The 17,499-nt window shown below is 44.3% G+C and carries 15 protein-coding genes, 10 tRNA genes and 3 rRNA genes; 3 read left to right on the top strand and 25 right to left on the bottom strand.

Annotation, left to right across the window (positions count from 1 at the left end; all coding sequences use genetic code 11):
* Nucleotides 1–39 precede the first annotated feature (39 nt).
* From NST81_RS00970 to sigW, 4 genes are all read right to left on the bottom strand, one after another.
* Nucleotides 40–1,359, bottom strand: coding sequence for a CdaR family protein (locus NST81_RS00970; RefSeq protein WP_341027735.1), 1,320 nt, complete (start codon nt 1,357–1,359; stop codon nt 40–42).
* Nucleotides 1,352–2,194 carry a diadenylate cyclase CdaA gene (gene cdaA / locus NST81_RS00965; protein ID WP_048622394.1) on the bottom strand — a complete coding sequence of 281 codons (843 nt, stop codon included), beginning with the start codon at nt 2,192–2,194 and terminating at the stop codon, nt 1,352–1,354. Before cdaA ends, NST81_RS00970 begins: the two co-directional genes overlap by 8 nt.
* Before the next feature lie 141 nt (nt 2,195–2,335).
* Nucleotides 2,336–2,938 (bottom strand): anti-sigma factor family protein, encoded by a 603-nt coding sequence (locus NST81_RS00960; protein ID WP_048622393.1) that lies wholly within the window; start codon nt 2,936–2,938, stop codon nt 2,336–2,338.
* 19 nt (nt 2,939–2,957) lie between these two features.
* Nucleotides 2,958–3,521 carry an RNA polymerase sigma factor SigW gene (sigW, locus tag NST81_RS00955; RefSeq protein ID WP_270584141.1) on the bottom strand — a complete coding sequence of 188 codons (564 nt, stop codon included), beginning with the start codon at nt 3,519–3,521 and terminating at the stop codon, nt 2,958–2,960.
* A 165-nt stretch (nt 3,522–3,686) separates the two neighbouring features.
* On the opposite strand from sigW, the gene NST81_RS00950 reads away from it, so the two are divergent.
* Complete coding sequence (locus NST81_RS00950; protein ID WP_081473101.1) at nt 3,687–3,848, top strand: aspartyl-phosphate phosphatase Spo0E family protein; 162 nt, start codon at nt 3,687–3,689, stop codon at nt 3,846–3,848.
* A 356-nt stretch (nt 3,849–4,204) separates the two neighbouring features.
* Here the strand turns inward: NST81_RS00950 and NST81_RS00945 are convergent.
* The 14 genes from NST81_RS00945 to NST81_RS00880 form a co-directional block, all read right to left on the bottom strand.
* Nucleotides 4,205–4,277, bottom strand: a tRNA-Ala gene (locus tag NST81_RS00945).
* Between the two features lie 18 nt (nt 4,278–4,295).
* Nucleotides 4,296–4,367: transfer RNA gene (locus NST81_RS00940), tRNA-Gly, on the bottom strand.
* A gap of 13 nt (nt 4,368–4,380) precedes the next feature.
* Nucleotides 4,381–4,453 (bottom strand) — tRNA-Lys (locus NST81_RS00935).
* 43 nt (nt 4,454–4,496) lie between these two features.
* Nucleotides 4,497–4,571 (bottom strand) — tRNA-Gln (locus NST81_RS00930).
* A gap of 56 nt (nt 4,572–4,627) precedes the next feature.
* Nucleotides 4,628–4,712: transfer RNA gene (locus NST81_RS00925), tRNA-Tyr, on the bottom strand.
* Between the two features lie 5 nt (nt 4,713–4,717).
* Nucleotides 4,718–4,793 (bottom strand) — tRNA-Thr (locus tag NST81_RS00920).
* A gap of 11 nt (nt 4,794–4,804) precedes the next feature.
* Nucleotides 4,805–4,880 (bottom strand) — tRNA-Val (locus NST81_RS00915).
* Between the two features lie 8 nt (nt 4,881–4,888).
* Nucleotides 4,889–4,960, bottom strand: a tRNA-Glu gene (locus NST81_RS00910).
* A 16-nt stretch (nt 4,961–4,976) separates the two neighbouring features.
* Nucleotides 4,977–5,049 (bottom strand) — tRNA-Thr (locus NST81_RS00905).
* A gap of 1 nt (nt 5,050) precedes the next feature.
* Nucleotides 5,051–5,125: transfer RNA gene (locus NST81_RS00900), tRNA-Asn, on the bottom strand.
* An 8-nt stretch (nt 5,126–5,133) separates the two neighbouring features.
* Nucleotides 5,134–5,249 (bottom strand): 5S ribosomal RNA (gene rrf, locus NST81_RS00895).
* A 124-nt stretch (nt 5,250–5,373) separates the two neighbouring features.
* Nucleotides 5,374–8,306 (bottom strand): 23S ribosomal RNA (locus NST81_RS00890).
* A 135-nt stretch (nt 8,307–8,441) separates the two neighbouring features.
* Nucleotides 8,442–9,996 (bottom strand): 16S ribosomal RNA (locus NST81_RS00885).
* The 16S, 23S and 5S rRNA genes sit together here with 10 tRNA genes alongside, the layout of an rRNA operon.
* Before the next feature lie 224 nt (nt 9,997–10,220).
* On the bottom strand, nt 10,221–10,451 hold the full coding sequence (locus tag NST81_RS00880) for a hypothetical protein (RefSeq protein WP_003354735.1): 231 nt from the start codon (nt 10,449–10,451) through the stop codon (nt 10,221–10,223).
* Nucleotides 10,452–10,570: 119 nt separating this feature from the next.
* Between NST81_RS00880 and pdaB the strand changes: the two genes are divergently transcribed.
* Nucleotides 10,571–11,320, top strand: a complete 750-nt coding sequence (gene pdaB, locus NST81_RS00875) for a polysaccharide deacetylase family sporulation protein PdaB (protein ID WP_048622390.1) — start codon at nt 10,571–10,573, stop codon at nt 11,318–11,320.
* Nucleotides 11,321–11,614: 294 nt separating this feature from the next.
* Here pdaB and NST81_RS00870 read toward each other — a convergent pair whose 3' ends face one another.
* Nucleotides 11,615–12,292: a KinB-signaling pathway activation protein gene (locus tag NST81_RS00870; protein WP_341027720.1), complete on the bottom strand. Its 678-nt coding sequence runs from the start codon at nt 12,290–12,292 to the stop codon at nt 11,615–11,617.
* A 146-nt stretch (nt 12,293–12,438) separates the two neighbouring features.
* Here NST81_RS00870 and gerD point away from each other — a divergent pair, with 146 nt between their 5' ends.
* Complete coding sequence (gene gerD / locus NST81_RS00865) at nt 12,439–13,035, top strand: spore germination lipoprotein GerD (RefSeq protein ID WP_048622388.1); 597 nt, start codon at nt 12,439–12,441, stop codon at nt 13,033–13,035.
* A 36-nt stretch (nt 13,036–13,071) separates the two neighbouring features.
* Here gerD and NST81_RS00860 read toward each other — a convergent pair whose 3' ends face one another.
* The 6 genes from NST81_RS00860 to truA all read right to left on the bottom strand — a co-directional run bounded on the left by NST81_RS00860 (nt 13,072) and on the right by truA (nt 17,493).
* The gene (locus NST81_RS00860) at nt 13,072–14,133 is read right to left on the bottom strand and encodes an Mrp/NBP35 family ATP-binding protein (RefSeq protein WP_327797726.1); all 1,062 of its coding nucleotides are present in this window, start codon (nt 14,131–14,133) and stop codon (nt 13,072–13,074) included.
* 210 nt (nt 14,134–14,343) lie between these two features.
* Entirely contained in the window at nt 14,344–15,039 is a 696-nt protein-coding gene (cwlD, locus tag NST81_RS00855; protein ID WP_341027714.1) for an N-acetylmuramoyl-L-alanine amidase CwlD, read from the bottom strand.
* 90 nt (nt 15,040–15,129) lie between these two features.
* The gene (locus NST81_RS00850) at nt 15,130–15,579 is read right to left on the bottom strand and encodes a DUF2521 family protein (RefSeq protein WP_048622385.1); all 450 of its coding nucleotides are present in this window, start codon (nt 15,577–15,579) and stop codon (nt 15,130–15,132) included.
* Between the two features lie 168 nt (nt 15,580–15,747).
* Complete coding sequence (rpsI, locus tag NST81_RS00845) at nt 15,748–16,140, bottom strand: 30S ribosomal protein S9 (protein WP_003354745.1); 393 nt, start codon at nt 16,138–16,140, stop codon at nt 15,748–15,750.
* A 21-nt stretch (nt 16,141–16,161) separates the two neighbouring features.
* Nucleotides 16,162–16,599 carry a 50S ribosomal protein L13 gene (gene rplM / locus NST81_RS00840; RefSeq protein ID WP_003354746.1) on the bottom strand — a complete coding sequence of 146 codons (438 nt, stop codon included), beginning with the start codon at nt 16,597–16,599 and terminating at the stop codon, nt 16,162–16,164.
* Nucleotides 16,600–16,749: 150 nt separating this feature from the next.
* On the bottom strand, nt 16,750–17,493 hold the full coding sequence (truA, locus tag NST81_RS00835; protein WP_327797722.1) for a tRNA pseudouridine(38-40) synthase TruA: 744 nt from the start codon (nt 17,491–17,493) through the stop codon (nt 16,750–16,752).
* Between the last annotated feature and the right edge of the window lie 6 nt (nt 17,494–17,499).

The raw sequence follows: 17,499 nt of genomic DNA, 5'->3' as shown, positions 1-17,499 counted from the left end.
ATCTTCATCGCTCCTTTATAAACTATCCATCCAGGTATACTAACGTTTTTTTACCGATAATTGAACGTTTACTTGATCATCCGATAGTTTCCAATCTGTATTGTTGGGTCCGTCTCCTTCAATCTTTAGCAGATGTTCCCCCACTGTCAAACCGGAAAGGTCTATGAACAGGGAAAAATCGTCTTTGCTCAATTTGTCGACGACGCTCTCTTCCCCGGTTACCTCCGCATTTACAGTTGAGGGAGACATCGAATCAAGAACGTAATCATCGCTTAACCCTCGAGTTTCGATCGGGATATCAGCAATCGTTTTGGTTATGACGGAATTCGGTGAATTCGTGTCGTTTGTTTGAGTTTGATTGTCATCAGGCGTAATCTCAGCAGTTCCGTTCTCGTCCTCTTTTGGCTTGGTTCTTTTATCCACTGAAACGACAATTTTTACTTTTTGAGGCGAAACATAATTCAAGCCTTCTTTCAAATGAATTGGAACCTCTTTTACCGTATCCCTTTTTATTTTACTTAAATCTATATTGATTTCCACATTATTTAATTTATCCAACGCCGATTCTTTGCCGTAGACGGTTACTTCTTTTGGATCTATGTCAATATCCTTAATGCTCACGCCTTCCGGAGGATTCCCTATTTCTTTTACAGACACAGGCACTTTTTTATTTGGATTTTTGACTTTTACTGTTACTTCCACCGTCTCGGGATCGACAGCTACATCCAATTTATTCAACTCGCTGTCCAGTACACGCACCCTTGCTTTTCCTGTAAATTCACCATCGATCAGCTCATCGCTGTCAAGGGTTGCTTTCACATACGCAATTTGATTAATTACGTCTTTAGCCCCGGTGATTTCCACTGTTTTAGGACTGACAGACAAACTATCCACTTGGTAGCCGTTCCCCAGCATGCCATCGCTGATTTCCGCTCCCACTTTAAATTCTTTTGTCACTTTTTCTTGAATGGAAACCTCTGCATAAGCAGGTTCAATTTTCACTTTTAATTGATTCGATATATTGTCATATTTTATAGGAACATCATGAGTCCCTACCCCTAGATTGGATAGATCCACATACACTTTAAAATCTTTCAGCGCTTTTGTGGACTGTACAATGCTTTTTGGACCCTCGATCGTTACACTTACTGTTTGTGGGACTCCGGATACCACAAGATTATCCGAATCGTAATATACATCCACCGGCACATCTTCTATCGTCGCAACATTATCGTTAGGAACATTTTCCGTTTTTTTCTTCAAATCCACTTCTTCCACGTTAACTGACATATATAATAATATTGCCAAAAACAGCGCTAAAATTCTCAATACCCAAGGGCTTTCAATCCATCTATCCATTTTTTCGTTTTCCCCTCCAGCTCCACAGAGTCGAGGATCCATGTTTCGATTTTCCCAGGAGCAGTTCTTTTTCCAAAAGTTGTTGGAAGTCTTCTGCAGATAGATCTCGATGCAGCTCTCCATTTTTCGTGACTGAAACGGAGCCTGTCTCCTCTGATACCACGATGGTTAAACTATCGGTCACTTCGCTGATACCGAGGGCAGCCCTGTGTCTAGTTCCTAACTCTTTAGAGATAAAGGGACTTTCAGACAACGGCAGGTAACAAGCAGCAGCTGCAATTTGATTTTTTTGGATAATGACCGCCCCGTCATGTAGTGGTGTATTAGGGATAAAAATGTTAATCAATAATTCGGAGGATACTTTAGAATTTAAAGGGATCCCCGTTTCAATATAATCGGTCATCCCCGTTTCCCTTTCTATGGAAATGAGCGCGCCAATTCTCCGCTTAGCCATATAGTTCACTGCTTTGGCCATGGATTCAATGAGATGCATTTGCTCCTCATCTTCTTGTGCTAAACTGCGGCGCGAAAAGAATCTTCCCCGCCCCAGCTGTTCCAGCGCTCGCCTGAGTTCCGGTTGAAAAATGATGATGACGGCTAAAAAACCCCATGTCAAAGCCTGTTCCATCATCCAACTTAAAGTATGAAAGCCAAGGACGCCGCTGAAACCTCGAACAATGATAATGACGAAAATTCCTTTCAGCAGCTGAACAGCTTTTGTTCCACGTATAAGGGTCAGTATTTTGTAAATGACAAACCAAACAAGCAAAATATCTATAATATTGGATAAATAATCCAGTATTGAAAAATTATCAAAATTCCTTAAAAACGGCATATTACATCCTCCAATAATGTAATGAAAAATAGCCGTATAGGGGCCTCTTTCCAATGAATTTATTATATCATACTTCAGACATCGAACTTAAATCAAACAATGGGACAAGATTGGAATTATTTTAAGAGCTTAAGATGCCTTTCACTGCGCTACCAATTCTTTCATATGAAACCAAAGCCATTCAAACATCTGATGAATCTCTTCTATATTCCCGGTCACTTTTCCGGCAGACGCCATGTATTTTTCACCATTAATGACCGTAACATCCCCATCCACTTCTCCCTCAATTCGGATGTCTCCGTTCCGAACAACAAGATCTCCCTTCACTGTTTTCCCTTTTGGAACAATGACCGTATTTCCTTTCACAACAAGATTGGGCTGCTTCGTAAATGAAAACTGTTGATCTTGCTCCCATAAAGCGACAAACGACCCCATCATAAACACAAAAAATATAGCGCAAGCAGTCAAAAATGGATGGAGATGGAACCATCTCTGCAGTTTTATCGTTCTTTTTTCTTTTGGCAACAGAGATAAAACATTTTCGGTAAAATGCTCAGGAGCTTTCACGCTATTGGAAAGACCCCTCACAAACATAATAGACTGTTTCAATTCTTGAAAATGCTGATGGCAATCTTGGCATTGCTCCAAATGTTCCCTTAGTTTGACAACTTGTTCTTTTGGCAGTTCACCATCTAAATACTCATGCATATAGCGCGTTATTTCTTTTTGGCAGTCTGCGTTCATCTTGTAGCTCATCCCCTCGCTATAATTTGCGCAAATGTTTTCGAAGAGCTTCTCGGCCCCTATGTAATCTTGTTTTTACCGTCCCAACCGGCATATCCAATATTCCTGCGATTTCTTCGACAGATAATTCTTCCATGTATTTTAATATTATGACCGCTCTGTATTTTTCAGGAAGCTTTAAAATCGCTTGCTGAATCGACTCTTGTAATTCCATATGTTCTACTTCTTGCTCCGGCAGGTGGCTGGATGAAGCAATTTGCGAATACAGCGTTAAATTTTCAGATCCTTCTATATCTGCATCTAAATGGTAGTCCGGTTTTTTCTTTCTTATTCGATCAATGCAAAGATTGGTCGTAATTCGATACAGCCAGGTTGAAAATTTTCGATTTTCATCATACCGTCGAATGTTGAGATAAGCACGTAAAAACGCTTCTTGTGCTACATCTTCTGCCTCATGCCGATTTCCCAGCATCCGATAACAAAGCTGATACACTTTATCTTTATAAATTTCCACAATCTCTCCAAATGCGTTCTGATCGCCCTTAAGCACTTGCCTTATTTTTTTTCTAATAAAAACATCCATTCACTTGTACCCCCGCTCCAGCGGCAATATATAAATACGAATCAACGAAAAAGAAAGTTTCAAAAATCTTCTCTTCCATCATAACAAATATTGACCTAATCAAGTTTGCACATTTTTGAAAACGGATATGATAATAATAAAAATCAGCAAAAGCGGTGATAGACAATGTCAACAACAGAACATGACTTGCTTCTTCAAATTGAAAACTGCCGAGTTGAAATGATTTCCCAGGCAATGAAAACTTCTTTTGCAAATGATGAAGTGCTTGCATTAAGTGTAAAGCTGGATCAGCTTTTGAATCTGTATGAATCTCAAAGTCCAAAATAATCGCAGCAACCTCGTAAGCAGGAGGCTGCTGTCTATGAAATGGACATAAATGCAGCCGCTGCTATGGCCGCTTTATATTTTGAAGAGATTTTTTGAATTTCAAGTACAGCAGAATCTTTCCCACTCTTCGAACAATTTTGTTTGTAAACAACATCCGCAATGCGAAAGTTCGTCCAAACGAAAGTCTATTAGATTAAAATCAAGAATATCATTATTTTGTCTTAAAATTAGAAACATTTTCTTCCTACTTAAATTAAGAATCAAATGATAATGTATCTAGAGCTGATCCAAATAGAAAAAGCCTCAAACCTAACGGTTTAAGGCAAAAAACGTAAGCTTCCTATCTGAACTGAAAATGGAGCCTAGCGGGATCGAACCGCTGACCTCCTGCGTGCGATGCAGGCACTCTCCCAGCTGAGCTAAGGCCCCATATCTTCCGGCAAATAGAGCGGAAGACGGGACTCGAACCCGCGACCCCCACCTTGGGAAGGTGGTGTTCTACCACTAAACTACTTCCGCAAATACAAAAAAATGAGCCATGGAGGATTCGAACCTCCGACCCTCTGATTAAAAGTCAGATGCTCTACCTACTGAGCTAATGGCTCATCAAAAAACAATAAAAAAATCCTTCAAAAGGATCAACAATAATGGCTGGGCTAGCTGGATTCGAACCAGCGCATGACGGAGTCAAAGTCCGTTGCCTTACCGCTTGGCTATAGCCCAATGATGAATGAACATTATTAGGATATCCAACGATACAAAAACTATTCAAAATTAAATGGTGGAGGGGGACGGATTCGAACCGCCGAACCCTGAGGGAGCGGATTTACAGTCCGCCGCGTTTAGCCACTTCGCTACCCCTCCGCTGCTGGTGCCGGCTGTAGGACTTGAACCCACAACCTACTGATTACAAGTCAGTTGCTCTACCAATTGAGCTAAGCCGGCTTGTTTAAGTATGGTGGAGGTTGACGGGATCGAACCGCCGACCCCTTGCTTGTAAGGCAAGTGCTCTCCCAGCTGAGCTAAACCTCCATTGAGGATGACCCGTACGGGATTCGAACCCGTGTTACCGCCGTGAAAGGGCGGTGTCTTAACCACTTGACCAACGGGCCAAAAAAATCACAGGAAAGCTTCCAACCGGGCTCGAACCGGTGACCTCTTCCTTACCATGGAAGTGCTCTACCTGCTGAGCTATGGAAGCATGGCTCCGCAGGTAGGATTCGAACCTACGACCGATCGGTTAACAGCCGATTGCTCTACCACTGAGCTACTGCGGAACGATATCGCCTGGCGACGTCCTACTCTCGCAAGGGGAATCCCCTCACTACCATCGGCGCTGAAGAGCTTAACTTCCGTGTTCGGGATGGGAACGGGTGTGACCTCTTCGCCATTGTCACCAGACGTTCAAGACAGGTAATATTATAACATAAATTATGCAGATTGCAATAACAAATGGATATTTAGGAAAAAATTATTCCTTCAAAACTAGATAGAAGAAGCAGTTTCACCGATTTCGCGCTTTCTTTTGGTTAAGTCCTCGATCGATTAGTATCCGTCAGCTCCACGTGTCACCACGCTTCCACCTCGGACCTATCTACCTGATCATCTTTCAGGGATCTTACTTTCCGAAGAAATGGGAAATCTCATCTTGAGGGGGGCTTCATGCTTAGATGCTTTCAGCACTTATCCCTTCCGCACATAGCTACCCAGCGATGCCTCTGGCGAGACAACTGGTACACCAGCGGTGCGTCCATCCCGGTCCTCTCGTACTAAGGACAGCTCCTCTCAAATTTCCTGCGCCCGCGACGGATAGGGACCGAACTGTCTCACGACGTTCTGAACCCAGCTCGCGTACCGCTTTAATGGGCGAACAGCCCAACCCTTGGGACCGACTACAGCCCCAGGATGCGATGAGCCGACATCGAGGTGCCAAACCTCCCCGTCGATGTGGACTCTTGGGGGAGATAAGCCTGTTATCCCCGGGGTAGCTTTTATCCGTTGAGCGATGGCCCTTCCATACGGAACCACCGGATCACTAAGCCCGACTTTCGTCCCTGCTCGACTTGTAGGTCTCGCAGTCAAGCTCCCTTCTGCCTTTGCACTCTGCGAATGATTTCCAACCATTCTGAGGGAACCTTTGGGCGCCTCCGTTACCTTTTAGGAGGCGACCGCCCCAGTCAAACTGCCCACCTGACACTGTCTCCCACCCCGATCAGGGGTGCGGGTTAGAATTTCAGTACAGCCAGGGTAGTATCCCACCGGCGCCTCCACCGAAGCTGGCGCTCCGGTTTCCAAGGCTCCTACCTATCCTGTACAAGCTGTACCAAAATTCAATATCAGGCTGCAGTAAAGCTCCACGGGGTCTTTCCGTCCTGTCGCGGGTAACCTGCATCTTCACAGGTACTATAATTTCACCGAGTCTCTCGTTGAGACAGTGCCCAGATCGTTACGCCTTTCGTGCGGGTCAGAACTTACCTGACAAGGAATTTCGCTACCTTAGGACCGTTATAGTTACGGCCGCCGTTTACTGGGGCTTCGGTTCGCACCTTCAAGCAAAGCTTTAAGCGCTCCCCTTAACCTTCCAGCACCGGGCAGGCGTCAGCCCCTATACTTCGCCTTACGGCTTCGCAGAGACCTGTGTTTTTGCTAAACAGTCGCCTGGGCCTATTCACTGCGGCTTCTCGGGGCTATGCACCCCAAAAAGCACCCCTTCTCCCGAAGTTACGGGGTCATTTTGCCGAGTTCCTTAACGAGAGTTCTCTCGCACACCTTAGGATTCTCTCCTCGCCTACCTGTGTCGGTTTGCGGTACGGGCACCTTTTTCCTCGCTAGAGGCTTTTCTTGGCAGTGTGGAATCAGGAACTTCGGTACTATATTTCCCTCGCCGTCACAGCTTGAGGTTAGTGGCAACGGGATTTGCCTCGCTGCCCCTCTTACTGCTTGGACGCACATCCAGCAGTGCGCTTACCCTATCCTCCTGCGTCCCCCCATCGCTCAAACGGAAAAGAGGTGGTACAGGAATATCAACCTGTTGTCCATCGCCTACGCCTGTCGGCCTCGGCTTAGGTCCCGACTAACCCTGAGAGGACGAGCCTTCCTCAGGAAACCTTAGGCATTCGGTGGAAGGGATTCTCACCCTTCTTTCGCTACTCATACCGGCATTCTCACTTCTAAGCGCTCCACCAGTCCTTCCGGTCTGGCTTCTCTGCCCTTAGAACGCTCTCCTACCGCGGACACCCGAAGGTGTCCACCCGCAGCTTCGGTGATACGTTTAGCCCCGGTACATTTTCGGCGCAGAATCACTCGACCAGTGAGCTATTACGCACTCTTTAAATGGTGGCTGCTTCTAAGCCAACATCCTGGTTGTCTAAGCAATTCCACATCCTTTTCCACTTAACGTATACTTTGGGACCTTAGCTGGCGGTCTGGGCTGTTTCCCTTTTGACCACGGATCTTATCACTCGCAGTCTGACTCCCAAGGATAAGTCGCTGGCATTCGGAGTTTGTCTGAATTCGGTAACCCGATGAGGGCCCCTAGTCCAAACAGTGCTCTACCTCCAAGACTCTTTCCTTGAGGCTAGCCCTAAAGCTATTTCGGAGAGAACCAGCTATCTCCAAGTTCGATTGGAATTTCACCCCTACCCACACCTCATCCCCGCACTTTTCAACGTGCGTGGGTTCGGGCCTCCAGTAAGTGTTACCTCACCTTCACCCTGGACATGGGTAGATCACCTGGTTTCGGGTCTGCGACCCCATACTCATGCGCCCTGTTCAGACTCGCTTTCGCTGCGGCTCCGTCTTTCCGACTTAACCTCGCATGAGATCGCAACTCGCCGGTTCATTCTACAAAAGGCACGCCATCACCCGTAAACGGGCTCTGACTACTTGTAGGCACACGGTTTCAGGTTCTCTTTCACTCCCCTCCCGGGGTGCTTTTCACCTTTCCCTCACGGTACTGGTTCACTATCGGTCACTAGGGAGTATTTAGCCTTGGGAGATGGTCCTCCCAGCTTCCGACGGGATTCCTCGTGTCCCGCCGTACTCAGGATCCACCAGGGAGGGAACGAAGTTTCGACTACAGGGTTGTTACCTTCTCTGACGGGCCTTTCCAGACCTCTTCGTCTACCTCGTTCCTTTGTGACTCCACGATTGGTGTCCTACAACCCCAGAAGGCAAGCCTTCTGGTTTGGGCTGTTCCCGTTTCGCTCGCCGCTACTCAGGGAATCGCTGTTGCTTTCTCTTCCTCCGGGTACTTAGATGTTTCAGTTCCCCGGGTTGCCTTCCTTACCCTATGGATTCAGGCAAGGATGCTGCCCCATTACGGGCAGCGGGTTTCCCCATTCGGAAATCTCCGGATCAACGCTTACGTACAGCTCCCCGGAGCTTTTCGGAGTTAGTCCCGTCCTTCATCGGCTCCTAGTGCCAAGGCATCCACCGTGCGCCCTTTCTAACTTAACCATGTTGGTTTTATCCTAGATGGCGATACTCGGTTTATGCTGCTTCTTTTTTCTATCTAGTTTTCAAGGAACAACTTGGAAGGATGAAATCCTTCAAAACTGAACAAAACGAAAGCGTACTTAAGAATATCCTTAGAAAGGAGGTGATCCAGCCGCACCTTCCGATACGGCTACCTTGTTACGACTTCACCCCAATCATCTGCCCCACCTTCGGCGGCTGGCTCCCGTAAGGGTTACCTCACCGACTTCGGGTGTTGCAAACTCTCGTGGTGTGACGGGCGGTGTGTACAAGGCCCGGGAACGTATTCACCGCGGCATGCTGATCCGCGATTACTAGCGATTCCGGCTTCATGCAGGCGAGTTGCAGCCTGCAATCCGAACTGAGAATGGTTTTTTGGGATTGGCTCCACCTCGCGGTTTCGCGACCCTTTGTACCATCCATTGTAGCACGTGTGTAGCCCAGGTCATAAGGGGCATGATGATTTGACGTCATCCCCACCTTCCTCCGGTTTGTCACCGGCAGTCACCTTAGAGTGCCCAACTGAATGCTGGCAACTAAGGTCAAGGGTTGCGCTCGTTGCGGGACTTAACCCAACATCTCACGACACGAGCTGACGACAACCATGCACCACCTGTCACTCCGTCCCCCGAAGGGGAACCCTCTATCTCTAGAGGTAGCGAAGGATGTCAAGACCTGGTAAGGTTCTTCGCGTTGCTTCGAATTAAACCACATGCTCCACCGCTTGTGCGGGCCCCCGTCAATTCCTTTGAGTTTCAGCCTTGCGGCCGTACTCCCCAGGCGGAGTGCTTAATGCGTTAGCTGCAGCACTAAAGGGTGGAAGCCCTCTAACACTTAGCACTCATCGTTTACGGCGTGGACTACCAGGGTATCTAATCCTGTTCGCTCCCCACGCTTTCGCGCCTCAGCGTCAGTTACAGACCAGAGAGCCGCCTTCGCCACTGGTGTTCCTCCACATCTCTACGCATTTCACCGCTACACGTGGAATTCCGCTCTCCTCTTCTGCACTCAAGTCTCCCAGTTTCCAATGACCCTCCACGGTTGAGCCGTGGGCTTTCACATCAGACTTAAGAGACCGCCTGCGCGCGCTTTACGCCCAATAATTCCGGACAACGCTTGCCACCTACGTATTACCGCGGCTGCTGGCACGTAGTTAGCCGTGGCTTTCTGGTCAGGTACCGTCAAGGTACCGCCCTGTTCGAACGGTACTTGTTCTTCCCTGACAACAGAGCTTTACGATCCGAAGACCTTCTTCGCTCACGCGGCGTTGCTCCGTCAGACTTTCGTCCATTGCGGAAGATTCCCTACTGCTGCCTCCCGTAGGAGTCTGGGCCGTGTCTCAGTCCCAGTGTGGCCGATCACCCTCTCAGGTCGGCTACGCATCGTCGCCTTGGTGAGCCGTTACCTCACCAACTAGCTAATGCGCCGCGGGCCCATCTGCAAGCGGCAGCTTGCGCCGCCTTTCAACCTTCCTTCATGCGAAGGAAGATATTATCCGGTATTAGCCCCGGTTTCCCGGAGTTATCCCCGTCTTGCAGGCAGGTTGCCCACGTGTTACTCACCCGTCCGCCGCTAACTTTCAAAAAGCAAGCTTCTTGAAAGTCCGCTCGACTTGCATGTATTAGGCACGCCGCCAGCGTTCGTCCTGAGCCAGGATCAAACTCTCCAAAAAGAAATTTGACTTGGCTTGTTTCGATTGAAACATTGGTTTACGCTTCGTTTTGTTCAGTTTTCAAGGATCCATGTCTGCCGCCTGTTTTTAACGAGCGACTTTTCTATTATAACATCCCACTAAGGGAATGTCAATAACTTTTTCTTGTTTAATGCTGTCCATCAAGGACAAGTAATAATATATCAGCATAATGATGGAGTGTCAACATCTTTTTTTAAAAAAATTTATTCTCTGCTTTTGGTTCTTTTTCCTACTCTTAAATATTTCATACATTCATGATGACTCGCAACTCTCTTAAATAAATTGAATAAAATGTTATACCTCTCCTTCATCGCCCTTTTCACAACATGATCAATTCTGTGATCATTAAGATCAAACAGAATTTCGTCCATTTCCCTTTTCAACAAATAATAGATCTCTTCTTTTTCCTTTTCATTTATTAGTATTCCGATCATGTAGGTCACTCCTTTTGATAAGTGTCTCATGCGCTGCGAAAAAACCCGGGAACTGGTTCTAACGTTTGCAAGGCCGTCATACAAATAGAAGCAAAGACTTGTCTAGTGGAGGGCCGAAAATGAATTTTTGGTATGTGATAAAGGATAAAAGAGTGAAACAAACATTATTGATTGTTATTATTTCATTTTTTACTGCATTATTATTGTTTACTCAAAATATACTCCATATTCCTGTTTTGGCGGGAAAAGAAGGTCCTCAAGCGATCTACAGAGGCGAAAAAGGAATTGCTTTAACGTTTGATATCGGCTGGGGAGATGAAAGAGCAGAGCCGATTATCAATACCTTAATTAAAAACAAAGTGAAGGCGGCCACTTTTTTTCTTTCGGGTTCTTGGGCAGAAAGACATCCCGATTTAGTCAAAAAAATAGCCGATCATGGATACGAAATTGGAATGTTAGGTTACAGTTACAAAGATTATACCGCCTTGGAAGATGAAGAATTGAAAAAGGAATTTTTAAAAACGAAAGAAACATTTAAAAAACTTCAGTTGAAAAATGTTCATTTATTCCGTACACCGACCGGCCACTTCGACAAGAGAGTGATTAAAACAGCCGATCAATTCGGATTCACGATTGTTCATTGGAGCGTTAACTCTGAAGATTGGAAAAATCCTGGAGTAGATCATATTGTCAAAAATGTTTCAAAGGCGAAAAACGGTGATATCATTTTGCTTCATGCTTCCGATTCCGCTAAACAAACCAAAAAAGCTTTGCCTTTAATCCTCAAGACACTTCAGCATAAAGGAAAATTTGTGACCATTTCGGAAATGATTGCAAACGGCAATGTCGATACTACATTAATCCCTTAATTCTTCATTAGCACCTTCAACAAACTGTCTGAAATCGGAAGATAATAGAAATAAAACAGGAGAATAAACAGAACCGCTGAAAAGAAAAGAGAAAGAGGAAAAAACATGAACAGCATTCATTAGACTTTAAAAATTAGCGGGAGCATTGGAAAAAGCTCCGAATATACATATGGCATTTGCGGGTAAACGACAGGTTTGGCTTCCTTCATCCAAAAGGAAGCCATTCCTTTTTATCAGTGCTACGAACAAACGACAGTAAACATCCGCTCGTTCTTTTTATTTTAAGAAAATTCACTATTTCCCTTTTGCGGCAGGGTGATTTTTTTCATTTGGCGGATAGACGATAGCCTTCTTTTTTCGGGAGATCTCTTCTTGGGATCTCTCAATGTATTTAGGCAGCATAAGAAGCTGGTAAGCATTGCAGAACAGGAGAGCAAACAGCATTAAATACAGCCAGCTTTTTTCATTCACCGTTAAAACCGGCAGCCATTCCAGAACGGTGGCCACTACCATAAAAAAGAGAGCAGAAGCAAACATTTTTTTATTGGATTGTTTTGTTTTGATCCAAGCGACCACAATCGCAAAGGACAATAAAAAAGCCGCCAATCCAAAATAAGGGATAAGTGATTCTCCTTTATCCGCAAAAGCTTGAAAGCGAAAATACACCAAATCAAACAATACAAACGCCACTAAAATCATTTGAACAGCATTCCAAAGAGAATTGGAACGAAACATGCGCAGTCCGAATTGATGAATGGTCAAATAGGCAAAATACCCCATTTGGCTGATAACACTAAACGTGAATCCTACACCGACAAGCCATATAAATACCGAGAAAATGTTAAGAACATCCCCTTTTTGAAACAAAGGAGCAAACTCATCCCAACGAATTATAAACCCCATAATTCCGCCCGTTATTCCCCCAATAAACAGCGTATGTATAAAAAAACGAACCCAATTTCGAATCGTCACGCCGAGTTCCCCCATTTTTCCAGTATTGTATTGATTTTACCAACAGAGGAGCAAAAAATCCAGTTGATAAATCCTTCCCAAAGAATAAATTTTGGCCCTTAGATTATCCTAACGATAAGAAAGTTCTTAGAAAGGAGCTTTTTTTCATGAGAATTGTACGGCCTCTTCTTCTCGTATTTTTTTTATTAACGGCCTGTTCTGGCGATGAACAAATTAGCAGCCGCATGAATTATGATGAGACGAAAAGAATGGTCATTGACATATTGAAAACCGATGACGGCAAAAAAGCCATAAAAGAGGTATTGAAAGATAAAGATTTGAATAAAAATTTAATAATGGAGCAACCGGAAATCACAAAAACGATCGAACAAACACTAACATCGGAAAAAGGCAAAAAATTTTGGGAAAAGTCTTTTCAAGACCCTAACTTTTCAAATTCTTTTGCGAATGGCGTAAAAACAGAAAACGAAAAGTTATTAAAAAGTTTAATGAAAGACCCTGAGTACCAAACGATGATGCTGGATATTTTAAAAGATCCGTCCTATGAACAAGAAGTCATGAAGCTTTTAAAAAGCAAAGATTTCAGACAACACCTTCAAAAAATCATGCTCGAGACGTTTGAGAGCCCTTTATATAAAAAGAAAGTAGCGGATTTGCTGGTGAAAGAAGCTAATGATCAGCTCAGCGGCAAAAACGATCAGCAAAACCAAACAACGAGCGGCGGCCAAAAGTTTAGTCCATAGAAAAAAGCCGGCCCCGAAGTTGCCGGCTTTTCTCGCTTAATTTTGGCTGACCAGTTTTTGATCCACTTTCTTTGCAATATCCATGTAAATTTTTCCGATCGGATGATCTTCTGAATAGACTGACGGAGCAAAATCTGCTTCATTCCAGTCAGGCTGTTGAAGCGGAATTTGGCCAAAAAGATCGGTTTGCAATTCTTCGGCCAGCTTTTCGCCGCCGCCTTTGCCGAAAATATATTCTCTTTCGCCTGTTTTTTTACTTTCAAAGTAAGACATGTTCTCAATGACACCAAGTATTTCATGCTCGGTCCTTAAAGCCATTGCTCCCGCTCTGGCCGCTACAAAGGCTGCTGTCGGATGAGGAGTCGATACGATAATTTCTTTACTGTGTGGAATCATCGTATGAACATCCAATGCCACATCTCCTGTTCCCGGAGGTAAATCCAAAATCAAATAATCCAGTTCTCCCCACTCCACTTCTTTAAAGAAGTTGTTGAGCATTTTCCCTAGCATCGGCCCCCGCCAAATGACAGGCGCATTATCCTCTACAAAGAATCCCATTGAAATGACTTTGACCCCAAATCGCTCCACAGGTATAATCTTATTGCCTTTGACGAGCGGGCGATGAGTGATCCCCATCATATCCGGAACACTAAATCCATAAATATCGGCATCAACAAGTCCGACCTTTTTGCCGAGGCGGGCCAGCGCAACGGCTAAATTAACCGATACCGTGGACTTACCTACTCCCCCTTTACCGCTCGCGATGGCAATGAACTCCGTTTTACTAGAAGGAGAAAGCAAATCATGTCCGGAATCCCCTGCTTGCCCTTTGAATTTTTCCAGCACCTCTTTCGGGAGTTCCGCAAAGCGAATCCCAACCGTTTCTGCCCCGGCATTTTTCAGTAGATTGACAATTTCCATTTGGAGCTGTAATTGTTCAGAGGTTCCCGTTTTGGAAATAGCCAACTTCACACTTACATGTTTCTTTTCTTCTTTTATTTTGACTTCCATAATTCCATTGGTCTCTTCCAACGTTTTATGTAAAAATGGATCTTGCACCTTTTTTAGTAACTCCCGCACTTCTTGTTCGCTAATCACGCTCTACACCTTCCTTTTCATTCCTTTTCAATAGTATAGCATATATTCAGACAATCCATAAAACTTCGCTACTATGTCTATCTTCCCGTATGGCCGTTTACCTTAATGTACTTTCCACCATCCGCAATTATCGCCGCCTTCGCTTTATGATTCTCTAAGTGGAAAGCAGAAAGGTCAAAATAAAAAGCCATTGGATTCTCCCCCCTCCGGCTATTCGGTAAAATATCTTAAAACTCCTTTATAAATGGATGCTGCCACCTTTTCCTGATAGTCATCCGTTTTTAATTGTTCTCTTTCTTCTTGATTGGATAAAAAGCCGATTTCCACTAAAGCTCCTGGTTTTTTCGCATATCTTAAAATATATACATGGTCAATGGCTTTCGCTAAACGATTGGTGTTTTCCAAGTTTAAAACTAGTTCGTCTTGGATTAATTTTGCGACTTTTTGATTTTCTTTATAATGCGGGGAAAAAAACGTCTGGGCTCCTCTCCATTGCGGGGAAGGGATAGAATTTAAATGAATGCTTATAAAAAGGTCGGCATCCGATTTATTAATGAGATCCAGTCTTTTTTTCAAATCTTCTGTTTTGCGTCGGCTTAGTCCGCTCGTGTCTTGGTTTGCTAAGTCCTTATCCTTTTCTCGTGTCAGCACGACGAGCGCTCCCTGCTGTTGTAAATAATCTCTCACCTTTTTGGCTACATTTAAAGCAATGTCTTTTTCCTGCGTACCGTCTTTTGTAGCGCCGCCGTCGGGACCGCCATGCCCAGGATCCAAATAAATGATTTTTCCTGATAACGGCAAATTCCAAGGTTTCCATGAGTGGTTTTCTAAAAATTTAAACTGGATTATTAAAAAAATGAGCACACAGCCTAATATATAAACTCCCCACTTTAATCTCCGGTGCATAGAGCGCCCCCTCCTTGTTCTCTCTACTTTTTAACATATGGGACAAGGGGGGATTTTAGACCAACTCGAAGGCCATTTTCTATGACCGAGTTAATGAAGCCGAAGTTTTAACCGTTTCTTTCCCTGGGAGTATCCTTCATTCCACCAGTAATCAACAAACTGGCTGCAATTGTAGAAAGTGGATTCATCGACGTTATCAGCCACGCCGATTTTCCACCAATACAGCCAAAAATGATATAACGTATCCGTCAAATACTCGATTTCATGCTGACATCTATTTTTCACCACATTGGTGTCTTCACCATAAAATCCAAATTTGCTGTACCTTCCTCCTAATAAGTAGGATTCGATCCCCACATCGAAACAAGCATCCTCAAATCCCGGATCATCCATCAAAACATTTCCAAAAAGATGGATCGTGCCAAAGTACATTCGAATGCTGTTTTGCAAATTTTGGATAGAAAGTTCCTTTAACAGACTTCGTTCAAGTTGAATTTCCTTTTTTCGCAATCGTTCTGTAAAGGAAGTAATAACAGTCATCGATAGAATCCTCCTTTGTCCTATTTTTCGACAAAAAAAAGAAACTATACGATGCTTGTTATCTTGGCGTAGAAGGGAGGATCATTACTGCCATCTAGAGTGAATACAATTTCTTCTAAATAAAAAAGACCCCCAACCATAAAGATTGAGAGCCTTTGATACGTACAATTAACGTTTTGAGAATTGTGGTGCACGACGAGCGCCTTTGAGACCATACTTCTTACGTTCTTTCATGCGTGCATCGCGAGTCAAGAGTCCTGCACGTTTTAGTGGTTGACGATATTCCGGATCAGCTTGAAGCAGCGCACGAGCGATTCCGTGGCGAATAGCGCCTGCTTGACCAGTATAACCGCCGCCTTTTACGTTTACTAATACATCATAATTTCCAAGCGTTTCTGTAATCACTAAAGGTTGTTTAATCACTTCACGTAAAGCTGCAAATGGAATATAATTTTCAACATCGCGGCCGTTAATGACGATACGTCCATCGCCAGGAACTAAACGAACGCGAGCAACTGAGCTTTTACGACGACCTGTTCCGTAATATTGAACTTGTGCCAAATTAATACCCTCCTCTTTCAATTATCCGCGAAGTTCATAATTTTCCGGTTTTTGCGCTTGATGTGGATGTTCCGGACCAGCATAGACATGCAATTTTTTAAACATTTGACGTCCAAGGGAGCCTTTTGGAAGCATTCCTTTAACGGCTAATTCAAGCATTTTCTCAGGATAGTTCGTCCGCATTTCTAAAGCTGTACGAGCTTTTAATCCGCCTGGATGTTGAGAGTGGCGATAATAAATTTTGTCCGTTAATTTTTTGCCAGTTAATTCAATTTTTTCCGCATTAATAATAATTACGTGGTCACCAGTATCAACATTCGGTGTGTAAGTTGGTTTATGCTTACCGCGCAAAATAGATGCTACTTCACTTGCAAGACGTCCCAAAGTTTGGCCTTCGGCGTCTACAACGTACCATTTACGTTCGATTTCATTTGCTTTCGCCATATACGTCGTACGCATGTTTTTTACCCTCCCATATAATCAAAGTCGTTTCATATGATTTATTTAAAAACACGAATAAGTTTCCGGGGCTTATCGTGGGGCTAAATAACATACCGTATCTATGATAAAGGTTTCTAAAAGCAATGTCAAGAAAATGTTACGCCTGGATTAGTTGTCATAGAATACGTTCCACAAATACAGTCCCTCTGGCGGAACGGTTTTCCCGGCTTTCGATCTATCCTTCGCTTCTAAGATTTCAGGGATTTCCTCTGGAGATCGTTTTCCTGTCCCACATTCCAAAAGAGTGCCGACGATAATCCTGACCATATTGTACAAAAAACCGTTTCCGACCAGCTGAAAAACAATCTCCTCCCCTTCTTGGACAATCGCTATTTTGCGGATGGTTCGTACTTTATCCTTGACCTCCGTCTTAGCTGAACAGAAGCTCGTAAAATCGTGCGTTCCCGTTAAATAACGAGCTGCCTCTTCCATCGCCTCTATATTTAATGAATGAGGGAAATGATAGGCATAAAACCTCTTTAAAGGATCGCGGTGGGGAGTGGTATACAGTCGATAGCGGTATTCTTTGCCCGTTGCAGAAAAGCGCGCATGAAAGGCATCGTCGACCGCTTCTACTTGAATGGCTGCAATATCTTCAGGAAAAATGCTATTTAACACTTGCACCCACTTTGTTTCCGGAATCGGAAGGGACGTATCAAAATGGATCACTTGACCGCGAGCGTGAACGCCAGCATCGGTCCGACCCGATGCTGTCACTTTTACTGCTTCTCCTTTATGTAGGACCTTTAATGCTGATTCTATTTCCGATTGGACCGTTCTTTTAGCCGGTTGAATTTGATAACCGGCAAAGCCTGAACCATCATACGAAATCACACATTTCATTCTAACCATATAGGA

Origin of the sequence: Bacillus sp. FSL W8-0223 (genome assembly GCF_038006805.1) — a bacterium.
Lineage (GTDB): Bacteria > Bacillota > Bacilli > Bacillales > DSM-4216 > Bacillus_O > Bacillus_O smithii.
Note: the sequence above shows the minus strand (reverse complement) of the source record. Positions and strands in the feature narration are given on the sequence as shown.

Bases quoted from the DNA above. Each gene is read 5' to 3' on its own strand.
- NST81_RS00970 (WP_341027735.1), bottom strand. From the start codon at position 1,359: ATGGATAGATGGATTGAAAGCCCTTGGGTATTGAGAATTTTAGCGCTG.
- cdaA (WP_048622394.1), bottom strand. From the start codon at position 2,194: ATGCCGTTTTTAAGGAATTTTGATAATTTTTCAATACTGGATTATTTA.
- NST81_RS00960 (WP_048622393.1), bottom strand. From the start codon at position 2,938: ATGAACGCAGACTGCCAAAAAGAAATAACGCGCTATATGCATGAGTAT.
- sigW (WP_270584141.1), bottom strand. From the start codon at position 3,521: ATGGATGTTTTTATTAGAAAAAAAATAAGGCAAGTGCTTAAGGGCGAT.
- NST81_RS00950 (WP_081473101.1), top strand. From the start codon at position 3,687: ATGTCAACAACAGAACATGACTTGCTTCTTCAAATTGAAAACTGCCGA.
- NST81_RS00880 (WP_003354735.1), bottom strand. From the start codon at position 10,451: ATGATCGGAATACTAATAAATGAAAAGGAAAAAGAAGAGATCTATTAT.
- pdaB (WP_048622390.1), top strand. From the start codon at position 10,571: ATGAATTTTTGGTATGTGATAAAGGATAAAAGAGTGAAACAAACATTA.
- gerD (WP_048622388.1), top strand. From the start codon at position 12,439: ATGAGAATTGTACGGCCTCTTCTTCTCGTATTTTTTTTATTAACGGCC.
- cwlD (WP_341027714.1), bottom strand. From the start codon at position 15,039: ATGCACCGGAGATTAAAGTGGGGAGTTTATATATTAGGCTGTGTGCTC.
- NST81_RS00850 (WP_048622385.1), bottom strand. From the start codon at position 15,579: ATGACTGTTATTACTTCCTTTACAGAACGATTGCGAAAAAAGGAAATT.
- rplM (WP_003354746.1), bottom strand. From the start codon at position 16,599: ATGCGTACGACGTATATGGCGAAAGCAAATGAAATCGAACGTAAATGG.
- truA (WP_327797722.1), bottom strand. From the start codon at position 17,493: ATGGTTAGAATGAAATGTGTGATTTCGTATGATGGTTCAGGCTTTGCC.